24 protein-coding genes are annotated in these 18000 nt (G+C 40.0%); 6 read left to right on the top strand and 18 right to left on the bottom strand.

What is annotated here, in order from left to right; translation table 11 throughout:
• Positions 1-42: 42 nt before the first annotated feature.
• Positions 43-435, bottom strand: a complete 393-nt coding sequence (locus tag QUF78_RS08515; RefSeq protein ID WP_289324321.1) for a DUF3397 domain-containing protein — start codon at positions 433-435, stop codon at positions 43-45.
• 4 nt (positions 436-439) lie between these two features.
• Positions 440-1324: a 2-dehydropantoate 2-reductase gene (locus QUF78_RS08510; RefSeq protein WP_289324320.1), complete on the bottom strand. Its 885-nt coding sequence runs from the start codon at positions 1322-1324 to the stop codon at positions 440-442.
• 468 nt (positions 1325-1792) lie between these two features.
• Here QUF78_RS08510 and QUF78_RS08505 point away from each other — a divergent pair, with 468 nt between their 5' ends.
• Positions 1793-2281 (top strand): N-acetyltransferase, encoded by a 489-nt coding sequence (locus QUF78_RS08505; protein ID WP_289324319.1) that lies wholly within the window; start codon positions 1793-1795, stop codon positions 2279-2281.
• Positions 2282-2323: 42 nt separating this feature from the next.
• On the opposite strand, the gene QUF78_RS08500 is transcribed toward QUF78_RS08505, so the two are convergent.
• The 4 genes from QUF78_RS08500 to QUF78_RS08485 form a co-directional block, all read right to left on the bottom strand.
• Positions 2324-2944, bottom strand: coding sequence for an RsfA family transcriptional regulator (locus QUF78_RS08500; RefSeq protein WP_289324318.1), 621 nt, complete (start codon positions 2942-2944; stop codon positions 2324-2326).
• 78 nt (positions 2945-3022) lie between these two features.
• Entirely contained in the window at positions 3023-3820 is a 798-nt protein-coding gene (locus QUF78_RS08495) for an enoyl-CoA hydratase/isomerase family protein (protein WP_289324317.1), read from the bottom strand.
• Between the two features lie 116 nt (positions 3821-3936).
• Entirely contained in the window at positions 3937-4110 is a 174-nt protein-coding gene (rpmF, locus tag QUF78_RS08490) for a 50S ribosomal protein L32 (RefSeq protein ID WP_034313929.1), read from the bottom strand.
• Between the two features lie 65 nt (positions 4111-4175).
• Positions 4176-4697, bottom strand: a complete 522-nt coding sequence (locus tag QUF78_RS08485; RefSeq protein ID WP_289324316.1) for a YceD family protein — start codon at positions 4695-4697, stop codon at positions 4176-4178.
• Positions 4698-4915: 218 nt separating this feature from the next.
• On the opposite strand from QUF78_RS08485, the gene QUF78_RS08480 reads away from it, so the two are divergent.
• Positions 4916-6121 (top strand): nucleotidyltransferase, encoded by a 1206-nt coding sequence (locus QUF78_RS08480; RefSeq protein WP_289324315.1) that lies wholly within the window; start codon positions 4916-4918, stop codon positions 6119-6121.
• Positions 6122-6212: 91 nt separating this feature from the next.
• Here the strand turns inward: QUF78_RS08480 and QUF78_RS08475 are convergent, their stop codons facing one another.
• Positions 6213-7238, bottom strand: a complete 1026-nt coding sequence (locus QUF78_RS08475) for a SepM family pheromone-processing serine protease (RefSeq protein ID WP_289324314.1) — start codon at positions 7236-7238, stop codon at positions 6213-6215.
• Positions 7228-8025, bottom strand: a complete 798-nt coding sequence (locus tag QUF78_RS08470; protein ID WP_137018809.1) for a patatin-like phospholipase family protein — start codon at positions 8023-8025, stop codon at positions 7228-7230. The genes QUF78_RS08475 and QUF78_RS08470 overlap by 11 nt, the downstream gene beginning before the upstream one ends.
• A 311-nt stretch (positions 8026-8336) precedes the next feature.
• Here QUF78_RS08470 and ylbJ point away from each other — a divergent pair, with 311 nt between their 5' ends.
• Entirely contained in the window at positions 8337-9554 is a 1218-nt protein-coding gene (gene ylbJ, locus QUF78_RS08465; RefSeq protein ID WP_289324313.1) for a sporulation integral membrane protein YlbJ, read from the top strand.
• Between the two features lie 42 nt (positions 9555-9596).
• Here ylbJ and coaD read toward each other — a convergent pair whose 3' ends face one another.
• Positions 9597-10088, bottom strand: coding sequence for a pantetheine-phosphate adenylyltransferase (coaD, locus tag QUF78_RS08460; RefSeq protein ID WP_289324312.1), 492 nt, complete (start codon positions 10086-10088; stop codon positions 9597-9599).
• Positions 10089-10664: a 16S rRNA (guanine(966)-N(2))-methyltransferase RsmD gene (gene rsmD, locus QUF78_RS08455; RefSeq protein WP_289327270.1), complete on the bottom strand. Its 576-nt coding sequence runs from the start codon at positions 10662-10664 to the stop codon at positions 10089-10091.
• 457 nt (positions 10665-11121) lie between these two features.
• Between rsmD and QUF78_RS08450 the strand changes: the two genes are divergently transcribed.
• Positions 11122-11511 (top strand): DUF7147 family protein, encoded by a 390-nt coding sequence (locus tag QUF78_RS08450; RefSeq protein ID WP_289324311.1) that lies wholly within the window; start codon positions 11122-11124, stop codon positions 11509-11511.
• A 52-nt stretch (positions 11512-11563) separates the two neighbouring features.
• On the opposite strand, the gene QUF78_RS08445 is transcribed toward QUF78_RS08450, so the two are convergent.
• A complete protein-coding gene (locus QUF78_RS08445) occupies positions 11564-11839 on the bottom strand; it encodes a YlbG family protein (protein ID WP_048684554.1) in 276 nt (91 codons plus the stop codon).
• Positions 11840-11940: 101 nt separating this feature from the next.
• Here QUF78_RS08445 and QUF78_RS08440 point away from each other — a divergent pair, with 101 nt between their 5' ends.
• Positions 11941-12300 carry a hypothetical protein gene (locus QUF78_RS08440; protein ID WP_289324310.1) on the top strand — a complete coding sequence of 120 codons (360 nt, stop codon included), beginning with the start codon at positions 11941-11943 and terminating at the stop codon, positions 12298-12300.
• Positions 12301-12506: 206 nt separating this feature from the next.
• Here the strand turns inward: QUF78_RS08440 and QUF78_RS08435 are convergent, their stop codons facing one another.
• The 5 genes from QUF78_RS08435 to QUF78_RS08415 all read right to left on the bottom strand — a co-directional run bounded on the left by QUF78_RS08435 (position 12507) and on the right by QUF78_RS08415 (position 15485).
• Positions 12507-12956 carry a YlbF/YmcA family competence regulator gene (locus QUF78_RS08435; RefSeq protein WP_289318441.1) on the bottom strand — a complete coding sequence of 150 codons (450 nt, stop codon included), beginning with the start codon at positions 12954-12956 and terminating at the stop codon, positions 12507-12509.
• A gap of 60 nt (positions 12957-13016) precedes the next feature.
• Positions 13017-13442 carry a hypothetical protein gene (locus tag QUF78_RS08430; RefSeq protein WP_289324309.1) on the bottom strand — a complete coding sequence of 142 codons (426 nt, stop codon included), beginning with the start codon at positions 13440-13442 and terminating at the stop codon, positions 13017-13019.
• A gap of 60 nt (positions 13443-13502) precedes the next feature.
• The gene (locus tag QUF78_RS08425; RefSeq protein WP_289324308.1) at positions 13503-13703 is read right to left on the bottom strand and encodes a YlbE-like family protein; all 201 of its coding nucleotides are present in this window, start codon (positions 13701-13703) and stop codon (positions 13503-13505) included.
• A gap of 54 nt (positions 13704-13757) precedes the next feature.
• The gene (locus QUF78_RS08420) at positions 13758-14189 is read right to left on the bottom strand and encodes a YlbD family protein (protein WP_289324307.1); all 432 of its coding nucleotides are present in this window, start codon (positions 14187-14189) and stop codon (positions 13758-13760) included.
• A 261-nt stretch (positions 14190-14450) separates the two neighbouring features.
• Positions 14451-15485, bottom strand: coding sequence for a CAP domain-containing protein (locus QUF78_RS08415; protein ID WP_289317253.1), 1035 nt, complete (start codon positions 15483-15485; stop codon positions 14451-14453).
• 345 nt (positions 15486-15830) lie between these two features.
• On the opposite strand from QUF78_RS08415, the gene QUF78_RS08410 reads away from it, so the two are divergent.
• The gene (locus QUF78_RS08410; protein ID WP_289317254.1) at positions 15831-16193 is read left to right on the top strand and encodes a YugN family protein; all 363 of its coding nucleotides are present in this window, start codon (positions 15831-15833) and stop codon (positions 16191-16193) included.
• A 110-nt stretch (positions 16194-16303) separates the two neighbouring features.
• Here the strand turns inward: QUF78_RS08410 and QUF78_RS08405 are convergent, their stop codons facing one another.
• Together QUF78_RS08405 and ctaG are read right to left on the bottom strand one after the other, a co-directional pair.
• Positions 16304-16765 (bottom strand): DUF420 domain-containing protein, encoded by a 462-nt coding sequence (locus QUF78_RS08405; RefSeq protein WP_289317255.1) that lies wholly within the window; start codon positions 16763-16765, stop codon positions 16304-16306.
• A gap of 225 nt (positions 16766-16990) precedes the next feature.
• The gene (ctaG, locus tag QUF78_RS08400; protein ID WP_289324306.1) at positions 16991-17893 is read right to left on the bottom strand and encodes a cytochrome c oxidase assembly factor CtaG; all 903 of its coding nucleotides are present in this window, start codon (positions 17891-17893) and stop codon (positions 16991-16993) included.
• Between the last annotated feature and the right edge of the window lie 107 nt (positions 17894-18000).

Raw genomic sequence — 18000 nt, 5'->3', positions numbered from 1 at the left:
AAGAAGTTGCCCAGCAGCAGAAAATTGATGCGTTGTACTATGTTATGTAGTCAATATCTTAGTAATACTTGTAATAACACCGATGGAAAATAATAGAAGGTATGCCAAGAAAAAGAAGGCGAAATTCACTCTCCAAAAACCCTTTAATACCTTATGGAAGATGATTTCTTCTTTCACCTTGTAATGGACAAGGACCACCGCGAATGCGTTAATGAGCATGATGAGCATGATCACCCAAAGAATTTGCTTATCCCAAATTGTAATGATCAAATAATGGACGGATATTACGAACAGCAGCGTACTCATGTCCATTGCAAATTGAACGGAGCGCCTATGGTTACCAGTGAATTGTTTGGCACTTATAAAAAAAAGTATATACCCTACGAATGGCAGGGTAATAAATATCGCGGCAAGGCTCGAAACTACGTTCGGCACACCCTCATCCCCCCTGAGACTCTTTTCCTTTGACCATCCTATATAGAGAAGACGTCAGGCAATCACTTTTCCCTTTACTCTTTGCCTCCGAGAGGACATGACCCAAAATAGCATCAATTTCCGTTCTACGGCCATTTTCTAAATCTTTTAGCATCGATGATCGATTTTCCGCTGTCGCCATACAAACGGATTTCACATGTTCAAATGACTCTGTTTTATTTCGCACTTCCAAAATATCGGAAATTTCTTCAAAAAGGTCTTGAAACAATTGATAGTAAAAAGCATTTGTGATCAAACCACCATTTTCAACTTCAAGTATCGCTGTTAATGGATTTATCACCGCATTGACGACAAGCTTATCAATCAGCATCGAGTGATAGTCCTCACTCTTTTTAAAGGGAAAATGATCGATCCTTCCATTCACTAAGGAGAGTTGTTCAAGTTCCCCTTTAAAGGAAGCGATCCTTGTAATGCCGAGCCCTGTATGCTCCACGGTGTTCCCATCATGTTTCATTGCCCCATGCTCTACTACCCCCAAATAGATGGCTGGGGATTGAAGCCTCTTTAAATAAGAAATATGCCCATAGCCATTCTGCAAGAATAGCAAGGGAACCTGAATACCATTGATCCTAGGCAGTATTTGCGGCAGGTGATATTGCTTGACGGCCACTATAAGTAGATCCTCATCGTATATCCCCTCATCCAAGCCCTTCGAAATGATGCCTGTCAGCAGCCGGCTTTCACCACCCTCAATAAGACGGATACCATCACGATTGATGATCGAGGCCTGTTCCTCAGTATGGGTATAGAGAGTCACTCTATGTTTTTCACTCAAATGAGACGCAAACAGAAGCCCGATAGCCCCTCCACCAACGATTCCAATTCTCATAATACCCTTCCTTACCCTTCCTTACTTTTTTAAATATATTTACTATTTTATCACATTATCTTTTTTATCTTGCATCAATTTTCACATCAATAACTATAGAAAACGCCGGTAATCAGATTGAATGATCTAGCCTGCCCATCAACACGCTCGCAATAAAATCCCATTAATGCGCCAATGAAGATATATTTTCTTCTTAAAGCGGTAATTTAATGGTATATTAGATACGAAAAGCTTAGCCAATCTTTAGACTTTATAGGAACAAAAGATACCTCCAATCTCAACCGACGAGAAATCGAAGGGAATAGGGCGGGGGATAAAAGGCTGTAAGCATTTAGTCAGCAAGGATAAATCGGTCGATGACATTCTAGATTTAGCCTAAGCTGGAATTCCACAGGGTAATGATCAGTGGGATGACTTTCAATGGGTATTATCGGAAGAGGTTTATCAGAATTAAGGGGGAGCTTTTTTATGGAATACAAGGTGGAACGATTACTTGTAAATTTTAAAACGCTTGAGGAATTCAAAAAATTCAAAGAATACGGGATACAGGAACTGTCAATGCTAGATGATTTAGAGGGTAACATCATTGAAAATGACAGCCAATCACCTTTTTACGGAATCTTTTATGGCGACAAACTTGTAGCCCGGATGAGCCTGTATAAAAGAAGTGCTAAATTTGACCAGTATTTTGACAATTCAAGGGACTTCCTTGTTCTTTGGAAACTTGAAGTCCTGCCTAACTATCAGAAAAAAGGATATGGAAGAGCTTTAGTCGAATTCGCCAAAAGCCTGCAAATGCCTATCAAAACCAACCCACGAGTTCATTCACAGGACTTTTGGAAAAAGATGGGCTTTTCTGCAGTTTCCTATGATATGGACAGGGACCTTGGAGAAAACCCGCTGATTTGGAGCCCATTTACAGAACAAGAAAATAAAGAAATGGATACACAAGAATAAGGAAATGAAGAAAATGCGGGCGGATTTTCCCACCCGCATTTTTTATTTATTGACCCTCTCTAAATTACCATTTTTATCCATTTGAAAACTTACCTTAGGATTCGTCTTTTCGTCCTCTTGTACACTTAGCTTTCTTGCACGCTCCATTATCTGCATCAAGGCACGATAATCTTCCTCTACCGCTTTCAGGTTATCTTTAAGCAGGGCATTTTCTTCCTTTAATCGGACATTTTCCCGTTCAAGGAATAGGGACCGCTCAGAAATCCGTTCTTTTTCCTTATTATCAAGCTGAAAGAATTCATCCATTTTGGTTAAATATAATATAACTTCCTGGAGGGTAATAGATTCATTTTCTTCCTGCTGTGGCGTCTTTTGTTCAATAGTGTTATTTTCCACCACTGCACTGGAATCCCTTTCCACATCAGGATCAATGACTACCTGTTCTTTCCTTTGTTTCTTCGCCAGCTCTATCCCTGACTTATATTGCTTCCTTACAAATGAATTCCAACGGAATCCACATGCAGCCGATGTCCTCGATAACTGTTTCCCCACTTCTTCAAACGCCTTTAATTGTGTACTGCCTTCTCGTATATGCCTTAGCACCACTTCAGCCAACAAAAGATCCTCATCGTGAGTCCATGCATCTTGTCTCGCAATCGACATCTCTCTACCTCCCAGCAAGTTTTAATTCATAATATGCACATGCTAGGAAAGATAGAAGATATATAGAGCGTGTAATATTTATTTTTTCTTTTTTAAAAAACGATCGACTGCAGCATGGTGCTCATCACTCGCCCACAGTTTAGAACATTCTCGGATTTCCGCATCCATTCTTCCTTTAAGTCCACTACCTTGCCATTTATGGACCAACAATCTTTTATAAGCCATCAATACCCCAGTTTCATGGCGAAGAAAATCTTCTGCGAAACTTTCCCATCCATCCATACTTTCTCCGACTATCTCATCTACGAAACCAAATTCCTTCGCTTCCTCAGCTTTATGTATTTTTGCATCCAATAATAGCTTTAGCGCTTTTTGCTCTGGTATTTTTTCAAGTAAAAGTGAAGCTCCGCCCCATCCTGTCGTGATTCCTAGAGTTCCCTGTACAAACCCGAGCTTGACTCCGCTCTTTGCCAATCTAAAATCACATGCTGTCGCTATTTCGCATCCCCCGCCGACAGCACTTCCATTGATGAGCGCTAATGTTGGTTTTGGGAATACTGCTAGTTTATAAAGAATTTCACCCATTTTCGATAACATAGTAAAGGCTTCTGCTTCTGTATGCAAATCTTGGAATTCACTTAGATCCCCACCTGAACAGAAAGCCTCAGAGCCCACCCCTGTAAGGACAAGCAACTTAATTTCGTCATCGTGTGCCGCTTCTGACAATATCGACTCAAGTTCGTTCATAAATTGATAATTCACGGCATTCCTTTTCTCCGGTCTATTAAATAGGACCTTCATGAAACCGCGTTTATCCTTTTCAACCTTAATCACCTGATTCACGTAAACACCTTCTCCAAAATTATCATCAAACATCGATGAATTCCAAATATTCTGCCAAATACATTTGTAAAAAAAGCACAGAGAAAAATCTCTGCGCTTTGATTAGCGTGTTGCATCAAGAAAGCAAAGCTCTCAAGTAGGTCAAGAAATTATTTTGCGACAACTTCTTTTCCTTTATATGTTCCACATTCTTTACAAACGTGATGTGAAAGAGTCATTCCACCACAGCTCGGGCATTCTACCATACCAGGTACTTGAAGCTTGAAGTGCGTACGACGTTTTCTTTTTACAGTTTTCGACGTTCTTCTAAAAGGTACAGCCATTATTCCCACCTCCTTAAAAAATATAAAAAAGCTGGAAAAATCGGATTAACGATTTTTCGTTCCAATCAAGATTCTTTATTGTTGTCAAAAAAGTCGGCAAGCTTTGCAAATCTCGGATCAACCTTATGCTCATTTTCTTCTTGAGAAATAACAGCCCAGTCTTTCCCAGATTGAGGAGCAGCTTCGTTCGAATCGACATCCTCACAAAAAACCTGCATCGGAATTTCTAGCAATAAATTTTCTTTAATTACCGGTATTAGGTCTACAACGTCACCTTCCACAACAGTGACATCATCTCCGTAGAAATCAGTGCCATCTGCCTTTAAAAGAAAGGTTTCTTTTGTATCAATATCAATCGGATATTTAACGTCTACCAGTGTACGGGAGCAAGGTAATGTTAATTCACCTGAAAGATGCAAGTGAAAAGTAATCTCGGTCGAGCTGATATCAGCTCTTCCTGCTACTCTAATCGGAGAGACATCGCGAATTTGCGGGTCTCTTTCTCTAATGTCTAAGACATCCACCAGTTCATCAAACCGTAAATCTTTGTCCCGAATTTTTTGAAGTTGACTAATCGTCCATTTCAAATGAAATCACCTCAAGGCAACAAAAATAATTATAGCTTTCAATTATAAGTTTGTCAATATTTTTTCTTTACACTATAATGTAGTCATCCTAACTGATTGTCCAAGTTTAAGAATCATTTCAAACAAAAAATCAAGACGATTACTTATAGTAATTTTACTTGAAATACTATTTTAGCACTAAGTTTAAAAAATACAAAGTTTTTCTCTGAGGTGAACGAATGAAAGCTTGCGGTTTAGTTGTCGAATATAACCCTTTTCACAATGGACATGTTTTACATGCAAGAGAAAGTAGAGAAAAAACAGGGGCAGATGTTGTGGTGGCAGTTATGAGCGGGCCCTTTTTACAGCGTGGCGAGCCTGCTATCGTCAGCAAGTGGACACGTGCCGAAATGGCTTTGAATGGCGGCATAGATCTTGTCATCGAACTTCCCTATGCTTTCGCGACACAGAAGGCGGAGATATTTGCAAAAGGATCTATCTCTCTTTTGGAATCCCTTGGCTGTGACTCCTTTTGCTTCGGAAGCGAGGATGGCAGAATTGAACCATTCATCACCGCCCACAGAATCCTTTCGGATAATTCCGCTGCATTCGATGCTGCCATTAAATCTGCTATGGATGCCGGTAATAGTTATCCGGCCAGTGCTGCCCAGGCTTATCGATCGATCATCAATGGTGATGCTGCATTGGATTTGACGAAGCCAAATAATATTCTTGGAAAGGAATATGTAAGTGCTGCCCTTTCAAACGGCTACTCCATTCGCCCTTATACGATTCAAAGGGTTGCTGCCGGATACCATGAAACAAAGTTGTCCCAAGACCCTATTGCCAGCGCAACGGGGATACGCAAAGCCATCCATGAACACCAGAAATTGGATCCTGTATCCAGTTATATTCCTCAACCGACAATGAGTGGTCTTGAGCAATATTTATTGCACTACCATGCCTTACATGACTGGGAAATGTATTGGCCCATGTTAAAATACAGAATCCTGTCTTCCACTTTAACCGAATTGGCAGGGATTTACGAAATTGAGGAAGGAATAGAACACCGAATAAAAGAAATGGCCAAACAATCTTCGAGGTTTTCTGAATTCATGCCCGCTCTGAAGACAAAACGCTACACATGGACACGACTACAGCGGATGTGTGTCCATATATTGACCCATACATTAAAGGAACAGGTGATTCACAATGACCAACCAGCCTATATCAGACTTCTTGGCATGAATGGCCGGGGACAAGAATATCTGCGCACTGTAAAAAAAGGCTTACCGCTCCCGCTCATCTCTAAACTTTCGTCCTATCAGAAGCAGGACATCGATACGGATTTGCGAGCGGCACAGGTGTATGCACTGGGCTTGTCCGAACCGCATCAGGCTGCCTTGATGAAAAGGGAATATGAATCCCCCATCATTTTCAAATAAAGAATGGTTTAAGCCTGGCCCGTCCATCCTTAAGAGTAAAAATCTAATCATCAAAAAAGCGCAAACAGTAGATGACTGCTTGCGCTTTTTTTCATTTTTCTTTTCCTTTTAGCTTCGTTAAATAGGCTATTGCATCCTCAAAGTTGTCAACCGGCACGATCTTCATCTCCGTGTCTATGTCCTTTGCTGCAATGAGTGCATCTTCATAATTCGAACCTGCTGCCCCGTTTTCATTTGGGGCAAAGAATATTTCGGCTCCAGATTTATCGGCTGCCACTATTTTCTGTTGAATCCCGCCGATTGGACCGACTGTCCCATCATCCGACATCGTTCCTGTCCCCGCTATATCATATCCATTTGTAAGATCGCCCTTTGTTAATTGATTATAAATTTCCAAAGAAAACATTAAACCAGCAGACGGACCGCCTATTTGTTCTGAATCTATGGCTATAGCTGGTTTTGTGATCACTTTTCGGTTATCATCAAGCGAAATGCCTATTCCAACCCTATTTGGGTCATCTTTAAAAGGCTGCAATGAAAGAAAGGCAGTTTTCTCCGTTTCCTCCCGCTTATACACTATTTTAACCTCATCTCCAGCTTTTTTTCCGTTAATGTAGTCCATGAATTCCTGTGCAGAATTGAATTTAACATCATCGACCTGAATGATTTGATCGCCCGCTTTCAGTTCTTTAGCTGCCGGCATTCCTTTAAGCACGTCCAAAACATATACACCCAGGTACTCGTAATCGACTTCTTTCCCTGCTTTTTCATATGCTATCTGAATGGCGTTATTTTTAGAACCATCCATTAAGTGCAGCTGCCTGACATTATATTCTTCATCTGTTTCATCTTCACTCCGAATGGAGGTCTCTGGATAAAGCTCCTGATATTTGCTCCACTTCGCCAGCATATAGGAATATATATTCGCCCGGCCCATCCTTACAGTGGTTAACATAAAGCTGCCTTTCGCTTCATCTCCTCCGGAAACCTCTATGATCGGCTCTAATTCTTTAGCCATTCCTGGTTTTGATACATAAAAAGGTAGGGAATAAAGGGCTGATGCTATGAGAAGTATAGCCACCACCAGGAAAGTGCGTACATACATTTTACGGCTCATCTTCAAAAGACTCCTTCCAAGTAACAATGCTTTGCTTAATTTGATCTATCTTTCCTCTTGCAGCTTCTTCTCCAATACTAATTATTTCCTGTACGTTTGTAAATGATTTCGAGCTGTATTTCTCAACCCTGGGGCGTATCATCACGTCTGAAGCAAACTCCCTGCTTTTAACCAGCTCCATTTGCAGGATATCGAGGCTTTGCATGATTACATCATAGATGGAGTTTATCTCCATATCCTGTTTCACGTGGGCTACATCCACTCCAATTATGATGTCCGCTCCCATATCCTTCACGACTGAAACAGGAACCCTGTCAACAACACCTCCATCAACAAGCAGTCGATTTCCAATTTTTTCGGGAATGAAAATGCCAGGGATGGAAATGCTTGCCCTAACAGCTGGAGCGATGGGACCTTCCTGAAAAATGACCTTTTCCCCCGTTTTTATATCAGTGGCGACCACTGCCACAGGAATATCGAGTTCTTCAAATTTCTTACCATATGTAAATACCCTGATTAAATCCTTTGTCCGTTTACCTGAAATGAAGCCCATTTTAGGTATGGTGAAGTCCAAATAATACTTTCGCTTAAATGCACGGGACAACTTATACAGCCTCTCGATATCTGAACCCGCTCCATAAAAGGCAGCAACCATGGCTCCCATGCTGCTTCCAGCAATCATATCTATTGGAATGCCTTCTTGCTGTAATACCTTTATCACGCCAATATGTGCAAAACCCCTAGCTCCTCCCGACCCAAGTGCAAGCCCGACCTTTGGTTTCGACAAAGATACCCCCCCCGCCTATTACTAGTTCAAAATATTGAAATAACACTCATTCAAAGTTATGGTCTTAAACGGATTTATAGAAGCATATTATTTATATTGACAGTGAAACAAGCATGGCAGAAAAAAACTATGCAGCCATGTAAATGAAAGGCTACATTGAATTTTCCATTGTGCGGATTATCCTCATTTATACATGTCGGTACAATCCACATTATTCATGCACCTTACTTTTTCGCGAAAAGGATGTTCATATTTTATTATATACGAAACGAACTGCCCTTATTTAGTAACCTTCAAGAGGAGGCTGAATTTTGCTAAAATCAAAATCTAAAACAGTACTACTAGCTACCTCCGTCACGATGATGACAGTTGGCTTGATCATCTTCCCCCAAGAATCATTTGAAGCTTCCAAAGGCGGGCTGAATATGTGGTGGAAAATTGTTTTCCCTTCGCTACTACCTTTCTTGATTTTCTCGGAGTTATTAATCAGTTTTGGGGTTGTCAGGTTCATCGGCGTCATGCTCGAACCATTTATGCGTCCCTTATTCCGTGTACCGGGAGTGGGCGGGTTTGTTTGGGCGATGGGACTTGCATCAGGGTTTCCGGCTGGGGCGAAATACACTGTAAGGCTTCGTCAGGAAGGACAATTAACACGCATTGAAGCTGAAAGACTCGTTTGTTTCACCAATTCTTCCAATCCATTGTTCCTGTTCGTTGCAGTTGCCGTTGGGTTTTTCCACAATCCTCATTTAGGGATCATCCTTGCACTTTCCCACTACCTAGGAAATTTTTGTGTAGGCATCATCATGCGTTTTTACCGTTGGAAAGAAGAACAATCCCATACAAAAGTAATGACCAAGCTCCCCTCCATTAGACAAGCCTTTGGCCAGATGCATCGAACCAGAATAAAAGAAACAAGACCCTTTGGCAGTTTGCTTGGAGATGCGGTACTCTCATCTATTCAAACTTTATTGATGATCGGAGGGTTCATCATTCTCTTTTCGGTGGTCAATAAGCTTTTATTTCATATGAACATTACCGGATTGCTCGCATCGTGGGTAAGTGGGATTTTACATATTTTAAATTTCCCGGATTCCTTAAGCCTACCGCTCATATCAGGCATGTTTGAAATGACTCTTGGTTCAAAATTAACCAGTACGGTCGAAAATGCGAGTCTCTTTCAGCAAACTGTTATGACAAGTTTCATCTTAGCTTTCAACGGGTTCAGCATTCAGGCGCAAGTTGCCAGTATCATAGCCACAACAGACATTCGTTTTGCTCCCTTTTTTCTGGCTAGGATAGCACATGGCCTTCTGGCATCCACAATTACAGTCCTGCTTTGGGAACCATTCTATAAAGGCAATAGGTTCAGTGGCAGCCCGATACCCTCCTTCCCGGTCAGTGGATCAGGAGAACATGCAAGTTCCCTTTATCAAAATATGCTTGATTTCGGACCAATTCTGACCCTCGCCTTTTTGATCCTATACATCATCATATATACCAAAAGGCTATTCAAAGGCCTTTCTTAAACCGAAAAAAAAGAGCATTGCGCATTGGCAATGCTCTTTTTTCTATTCTTTCTGTTCCTCGTACTTTTTGGCCAGAGCTTTCTGGACAACGGGTGGCACTAGTTCAGAGATATCCCCGCCATACTTCGCAACCTCTTTTACGATACTTGAACTCAAAAAAGAATATTGATTTTTCGTCATGATAAAGAATGACTCTATGTTACTGTTAAGGAATCTGTTCATTGAAGTTCCCTGCATTTCATATTCAAAGTCTGAGGTCGCCCTCAATCCCCTGATAATGGCATTTGCGGAAACGCTTTCAGCATAGTCGACCGTCAATCCTTGATAGAAATCCACTTTAACATTTGGCATATGGGCAGTCGCTTCAGTAATCAATTCCAGTCGCTCCTCCACTGTAAACAGTGAATTTTTGGCTGAATTGTTCACGATGACCACATATACCTCATCAAAAACATTAGCTCCCCTTTGAATGATATCAAGATGACCAAATGTTATTGGATCAAAACTCCCTGGACAAATCGCTATTTTGGACATTCATAGTTCCCCCTGTTCGTGTACGTTTCCCCATTGATAAATCGTAACGGCAATGACACCATAAACCTCTTTTCTCTTAACGGTAAAGTCACCAACTCTTTCTGGCAATGTAACATCATGACCATGCTCACAAACAATGTATCCCATATCGCTCAGCAATCGGTATTTAAGTATTTCTTCAAGAATCTCAACTAGCTTTTGTTTCTTATAAGGTGGATCAAGAAAAATTAATTCAAAAATCATTTCCCTTTTCACCAAAGCTTTCAATGCACGCTCTGAATCATTTTTATAAACTTCTGCACGCTCTGAAAACTTACATAGTTCCAAATTGGCCTTAACCGTTTGATTTGCTTTAAAATCCCGGTCTACAAATATGGCTTTATCCATGCCTCTGCTTAACGCTTCAATTCCCAGTCCACCGCTCCCGGCGAACAAGTCAAGGACCAGCCCTCCTTCGAAATAGGGACCAATCATATTGAAAATGGATTCCTTGACTTTATCAGTAGTCGGCCGGGTTCCTGTACCCGGTACAGCCTTAAGTGGTCTTCCTTTACAAGTTCCGGAAACGACCCTCATCATTCTCACCACATTTTATGACAAATTTCTGTTACTTTCCTATCCTAACATATTAGAAAAAGCTAGCCAATAATAAAAGCCATTTCCTGCATTTCCTAAAAGGAAATCAACTTATCACTTCGTATCGGGATGGATATATCCATTCTTTTTATAAATCTTTTACATTTTGAATAATAAAGTGGTTTTTGGCAATAATGTGAATAACAACATTCCTTTTTAGGTGTTGTTGCCAACCGCGGAGAAGGCTTACGTTTCCCCATAAGTTCTTCCTCCGGTTTCTCCTCTCCCTTTGCCTTCTGGTCCTTAGTTAGACATAGAAGGACCCTGCAAATTTTTGCAGGGCTTTTTTTTATGATATCAAAGTTTCTTTATCATGATTCGTCATTGAAGTTGTCCTTCTCTTTTATGAGTGATAATGATAAAGTAATGAATAATAAGTTAGTTAGGAGAGGTTTAAGTGATTCAACGTTTTATTGAACTTGGACAAGGGTATTCCGATATATATGAGTTACTGGAAGTAGGACGCAATCAGAAGCATCGGGTTGCAAGGCTTTTGTCCCTGCATACTACAATAAATGATAAAAAGGTAACGTCATTGGTCATTGTCATGCAGCCTACAGATCCAGGGAAATTCCAGCCGCTTTATATTTGCCGTGAAGGCATACCTAACCCTCATGCCACCAAAAACAAACGCTATGAGCTTTTTGAGAGCTTGGCGGAGGAACTGAATAAACCCATTATTGAAATCGATGTGAAATCTTCGGCGCTTTTTGCAGAAATCGAGTTGTACTACCAACACTTAATCGGCATTTTGCGAATGAATAGATATCTGCCCCCATTAGGCTAAAAGATTTGATGCCTGAATTGAAAAAGGCTGACTCCGCATGAGTCAGCTTTTTTCAAATTCCCATTTTATAATCATATTCTTTCGCTTTATCCGGCTTGGAGTTTTCGAATTCCACCTTCAAAAAAGGCTTGTAAGAAAGGTCCACTTTTTTTACGAACGAATAATTATTCAGTTTTTCCACCAGTGGTTCCACTTCATCCATATTCGTATAAAGGACTACATATTTCAACTTTTTTGAAACATAATGGATATTTCCAAACTTCCTAAGCATTTTGGCTTGTTTTAATGTATGTAAATAGACGATGATTCCCTGTCTCGCTCCAAGCATATCAATAACTCCCTTTTATAAAGGTTTTAACTAAGTGTAGCATAGCAGAATCTTTACTTTCAACCAAGAAAAAAGATTATAAACGAAATTCTCTTACTATTATGAATATACATACTGTGAAGGGAGCAGAAACAACGATGGATTTAAACCAAATTTGGGATCAATTTATAGATCATCTATTGGATAATGATGAAATTACCCAAGCATCGATAAAAAAATTCACAGGTATACCATTTATATATATCCATTTTCATCCGGCACAAAATGATAATAGTAAGCTTTCCTTCATAATAAAAAAAGCCGCTAGCCTTTCAATGCGTGGCAAGCAGCTTCATTGTGAAACCATTTTTGTACGGCAGGAAGATCATTTATATGTATTCCGTCATCGTTTTTATGTGCCGCAACAAAAGATGTTTTGCTGCGGCAACCTTTGTCCGGATTGTATCCTATATCGCAGTTAATCGCATTTGGAACTTATCCAGAAGTACGCAAAAATGAAATGAGGTTCAGGAAGGATATTTAATACTTGCATTGATTCATTATCCCCCACTATCCAGGACGACGGTTCCATACATGACACAGCCACCGAACTCCGAAGTTATATCGAATTTCGATGGCTTATTGAAATGCCGGCCAAACAATAAATTGTTATGATCCGGCTATATCATTAAGCAGAGCATCCACAACTTCCGCCGGTTCCGCAACTTCCCGTTGAACATCCCCCAGATGATACAAAAAATGGATTTCCCGCTGGGGTTTTGACCTGTTCAGAAACAGCACGGCCTATTCTTCCGCTTATTTCATCAAGAACCGATTGTAATTCAGTCTCCGCCCGCTTAAACTCCGCAACCGTTGGATGCATATCCATGTCTCGTTTAGCTTCCCTGGTTTCCAAATTGATGCGTTTATAATCCGGATGATATTTACCGAACCTTTGAACATCTTCAAATAGATCCTTTAATGAAGTAAACTTGGAAATTTTCCTCTGAGCTTCTTTGTCGCTTTGTAATTTATATAAACTAAGGAGATAGTCTTCCCCTATTTCAGAATGAAGGATCATTTCTGCCAATCCATCAGCCTGTTGTAAAATGTCGATGATTTCCATAGTAGCAAGCATTAACAAGCTCACCTCCACAACCATTTTACCATTTCTCCCTTTCAGAAGCTAATGGTTTGATTAAATCGAGGAAGTGATATGTACCTCAAACTCTTTTTGCAGCCCTGTTTTTTCACCTGAACCATTCAAAATCTCCAGCTTAATTTTATGCATGCCATTCGGGACATCCTTTAAGATAAATGCCGCCGTCCTCTTATCAACTTTCTTCTGATTATCAATAAATACGGACACAGTTGCCAATTGTTCAGAATTCGCTTCAGAAAAACCATAGTTTTTCAAGTAGCACTCTACATAAACAGAGTTGCCTTTCACAAAAGTTTTTACCCGAAAGTCCTCATCTGAATTTCGGATGCTCGATACAGTGGTGGCAGCTTTATGGGCAGTTACATCTTGTATGGCTACTTCTGAATTTTCAGGTTCCGGTATTTTCTTTCCACACCCCGACGCTGCCATCAACACTGTTAAAACCAAAATCAACTTTCTCATGCCATCGTCCCCCTTTTGCCTTTATTGTTCGCCAAAAGGAGTAATTTACTCTTATTTTCTTCATTCACTTGGAGCATTCATTGCTTGAAACATATGAAGCATCATGGAAGCCACTTGAACGCTTTCCGAAAATTTAGAAACCCGATGTGGAATCGACTTCTCAAAATAAAATTTCGCTTCGGTTTCAAATACATCCACTTCACGGGGATTACGCATTAACCTTTTGTACCATGCAGGGTTAACCCTCAAGTAATTTCGCATATCTTCGTTTGTTTGAATGAATTCATATATATTCTGACGGATGAAAAACCCTCCTTAATCTTTGGTGAATAAAAAAGGGTTAGCTCTCTGCTCTTTTTCTTTTGGGGGAGGACTGGTATCACCTGATTTATTCCCTTGGAAAACAGATAGCACTCCTTGGATTGCACCGATGGCCTGATTGGCATTTGTAATATATTGTTGTATCTGCCCCATATCCATATTTTTAACTGCACTCATTAACGAACCGATTAACTCTGTACTTTGGTCGCCCTTTTCTACCGGCCGTGATGTGGATTCTGCATTTACTTTGGACTCATCAACCCCGCCGTCAGCCTGCCAGCGTGGATGATCTTCACCGAGTAAATACCATTCTTCAAAAAGTTCCTGCCATGTTGCTTGCTTGTTTCTCACTTCATTCACTAAATAAGGATGTTTCTTGACAAACTCCCGAAATCCATCCACGGAGGGCCGCTTTCTTTTTGCCATTACTCTCACCTCACACTTAGACATCGCCTATTGCACCATATGCTAAAGGTAAATAAAAAGTGCATACCATTCCTTTTCAAATGCAATTGGATTTCCCATGGCGATCGATTAACGTGCGAATTAATACATTGGCAAACGATCATCATCGAGGGGAAGGTCCACCGTGATGATGGGGAACTTTGCCCTATATCGACAGGGAACTTTTTTATTATAAAAAAATAATCCAGAACAAAAAAACGGACCCAAATCGGATCCGTCTTTTTATTTTTTTATGAAATTCTGAGTGTAATACTTTTTATAAACCCCAACACCCAGACCTGTAAATTCCTCGTTCAGCATCGCATCCCGATGCCCTTTACTATTCAACCAGCCTTCCATGACTGCAGCTGCGTCCACATAATGAGCCGCAATATTTTCACCTGCTGCCCTGTATTTAACATGACCAGCATCGAGACGTTTTTCCAAGTCCCCTTTTGTTTCAGAAACATGGGTTCCTTCAGGAGTGTCCCTCATTTCCCGGCTATGAAGGTAAGCAACCTCCGCAGTCGGACCATCCCATTCTAAAGGCTTCAAATCAAACCTGCTGCGCATTATATTCGTAATATCAAAAATTTGCTGCTCATTGCCATCTTCCACTTTCTCCAATTCTTCTTTAGAAAGGTCCTTAACGGTCACAAGTTTACCATTATAGGTCAACTCATATGGCTTTTGCTTTAAAAGCGCGGAATCATTCAAAAATCGGATGCTTGAAACAGTCCCTGTGAATTTATCCAAATAAAGCTGAACATGTATGTTCCCTAGTTCAATCAATGGCCTCATGTTCATATCTTCCTCCGACAATTCAAAACGATAGGAACTGTCGCCAACCTCAATATCAACAGTAGGTTCTACATATAAGCTTGAATAGATGGCATCAATCGATTGTCCTATTTTAAAAGGGGCGACATTGACATCATCACCGATTCCATAAGCAGATACCACTTTTTCATTTTCAACGGCTAATTGGAAATAATCGTTATAGTCCTTTTTATAAACCCACCAATCATATCCATATGCGGACATATCAATTCGATCTGGCTTACCGTATTCCTTTTCTATCTCTTTTGCATTTTTCCCAATTGTTACTGCCAAACCTTCAGTCACTTTAGTAACCCCTTCTTTTTCGGAAGAAGTACTTTTTTCATTTATATGTCCATTGGGGTTAACACCTTTGTTACCATCAATAAGAGGGTTTCCTTCATCTTCATCGCCGATATTAAGATAAATACCGATTACGAAAAAAATAATGATTAACACCAACACCTTACCAAAACTTCGCAGAGGAACACTCCCTCTCTCTTTCTAATTTATGTATCCAATGCAAAAAACCTTACTTTCCTGATTATATCACTGTTCAATCATAATTTTCTAATTTACGATAGACTGCCCCTTCATTAAATTTATTTAAAAGCGGAACTTTTATGAATGATCAAAATACCCTAGTTGAGTTCATTGCAACTTCCACCATTTCGTACTATTATAAAATATAGGATAAAATGGTATATTATAAACATACTTGGAGATTTTTAATATATTCATGTACATAATATTTTCCCGGTATGTCATTTTAATTCTCAATAGTAAACATAGGAGGTAGTACTCGTGAAATTTGAAAGCTTTGGAATTGAAAACATCACAGCCGACTTAAACCGATTAGATGACCTAATGCCGCAATATGGTTTAATACGTGCAGAACAATGGGATTACGAAAGAGTCAGTTATGATCGTAAGTTCGAAGTAAAAGAAGGCACGTTTTACCTGCGAATACTAGGCTATGCTACAGAAGGCGATGTAGGCGCTCACAGGGCCGTCATCAAACTAATGGTTCCCCTATTAGGAAAACACTATTATCCACACGGAGTTGAATATGGCGAAGGGGAGGACTTCCCTGCATCACTTGTTAAACAATGTGAAAAAATCCTCGCTCAGATCAAAGAAGAGCTTTCAGAATTCAACGGTCTATAAAAGCCGTTAGTAAAAAGTTCGGTAAAAGAGAGAGGATCATAACTGATGCTCTCTTTTTTTATCCATTACAAAAGCCTGATGCTTTTTTTGCATCAGGCTTTTTCATTATTTTAAAATCCTAGGATCGCCTTTATTAAAGATGTTGTCTCGCCGCCATGATAAATGACATAAAGCAGGATGTAAACGGCTACTCCAGTTATCCCAGTAAAAAACCAAATGATGCTTGTCGCAGGGCCGATTTTTTTATGAATGGCGAATTTGCCTTTAAACCCAGTGGTAAGCATGATGATCCCCAAAACCGCACCAGTTGTGGCAAGTGTTATATGGAAGATCAAAAAAATCGTATAATAAATTTTAATGTCATCGGGTCCGCCAAATGACGTACTCCCAATGAAGACCGTCCGAGAAAGATATATAGTGAAAAAGATTACCGCAAAAACCGCAGCTACCATCATGGTTTTTTTATGGGTCTCGATTTTGCGTTGTTTAATTTGATACCAGCCTATTGCAACAGTGATGGCACTTAATACAATGAAGGCAGTACTTATTGTTGGAAGGATTGGTAAAGACATATGTATTGTAGTCCTCTCTATATTTATTAATCAACTACCATTTTATAAGAGGCACTCATAAAATTCAATAAAATCAAGTTTTATTAACAGAATGCTCACTTTTATGGAATAGCCAAGTCAAATCACTAGCTATTTGGTCGGAAATCCGTTAACCATGAACCTGGCAGCTATCAGGCTATGACATATAAAAGACTTGTCCGCCCCTAGACAAGTCTTTTCGTACAACTATTCTACAGTCTGAAAATCCGAAGGTATCGGGTCGATATCATTTTGCCCGCCATTCTCCTTTTTGAACCAAGCAAAGAAAATGACACCTAATACATAGCCTAATACGATTTCTTGAATCACCTTCATCAAAACCCCACCAAGCTGTTGATCTTCCAGCAATGGCAGCCCATTGAACATTTCTGGACCACTGAGAGTTAAACTCGACAGTGCTGAAGCCGGAACGCAAAGTTCCATGGCACTTGCCCAAGATTCCGCATTGGTAAACGTATCATACATCGGATCATTAGCAAAAATGATTAAAGCACAAGCTGGAGTCATTAAAATGCCACTGCCGAAAATATAAGCTACTTTTTTTACACCTGATAGACTTTCACGTTCAGGCAGTCGATTTACAAGTGGGAACCACATCAATACTGCAGTCGAAAACAAAAGGACCGTGTATCCGGCATGAATCCACATCCCCGTTTTGATAAAGTCGAACACTAACGGAATATGGTACAACGAGAAAAGAACATTAAATAGTAAAAGGGCGACAAGAGGTCTCGTGAAAAATTGAAATAACGCCTTCACTCCCTTTGAATTAATGAACGTTCTCAAAAGCCAATCTGGAATCGCAATGATGAATAAAGGCGGAATCACAAGATAGAGCAATGCCATTTGAAACATGTGGGCACTGAACATGATATGGCTCAGTAAATCCAGCGGCGATCCTTTTACCACATAAAGAAGGATCATGGCTATTAAAAAATAAGTTATCTGTTTAACGGAAAGCGATGAACTGCCCGAAAACTTCTCCCTTTTTTTTGTCACCAGCCAAAAATAGCCAAGGGTTATAAGTACGAGGGCGGCAAAATAATAAGGACTCCATAAGGCGCGAAATCCGAAAATATCAATAGACAAAAAATCACCTCGTTCATGAACTTTTTACTTTCATTATACCTAAAATGAAACATGGTAACAAATATAGATAAACCTGGATTCTTTTTCTAGCACATAAAGAAAACCGG

This window comes from Peribacillus sp. ACCC06369, assembly GCF_030348945.1.
In the GTDB taxonomy this organism is placed as follows: domain Bacteria; phylum Bacillota; class Bacilli; order Bacillales; family DSM-1321; genus Peribacillus.
Note: the sequence above shows the minus strand (reverse complement) of the source record. Positions and strands in the feature narration are given on the sequence as shown.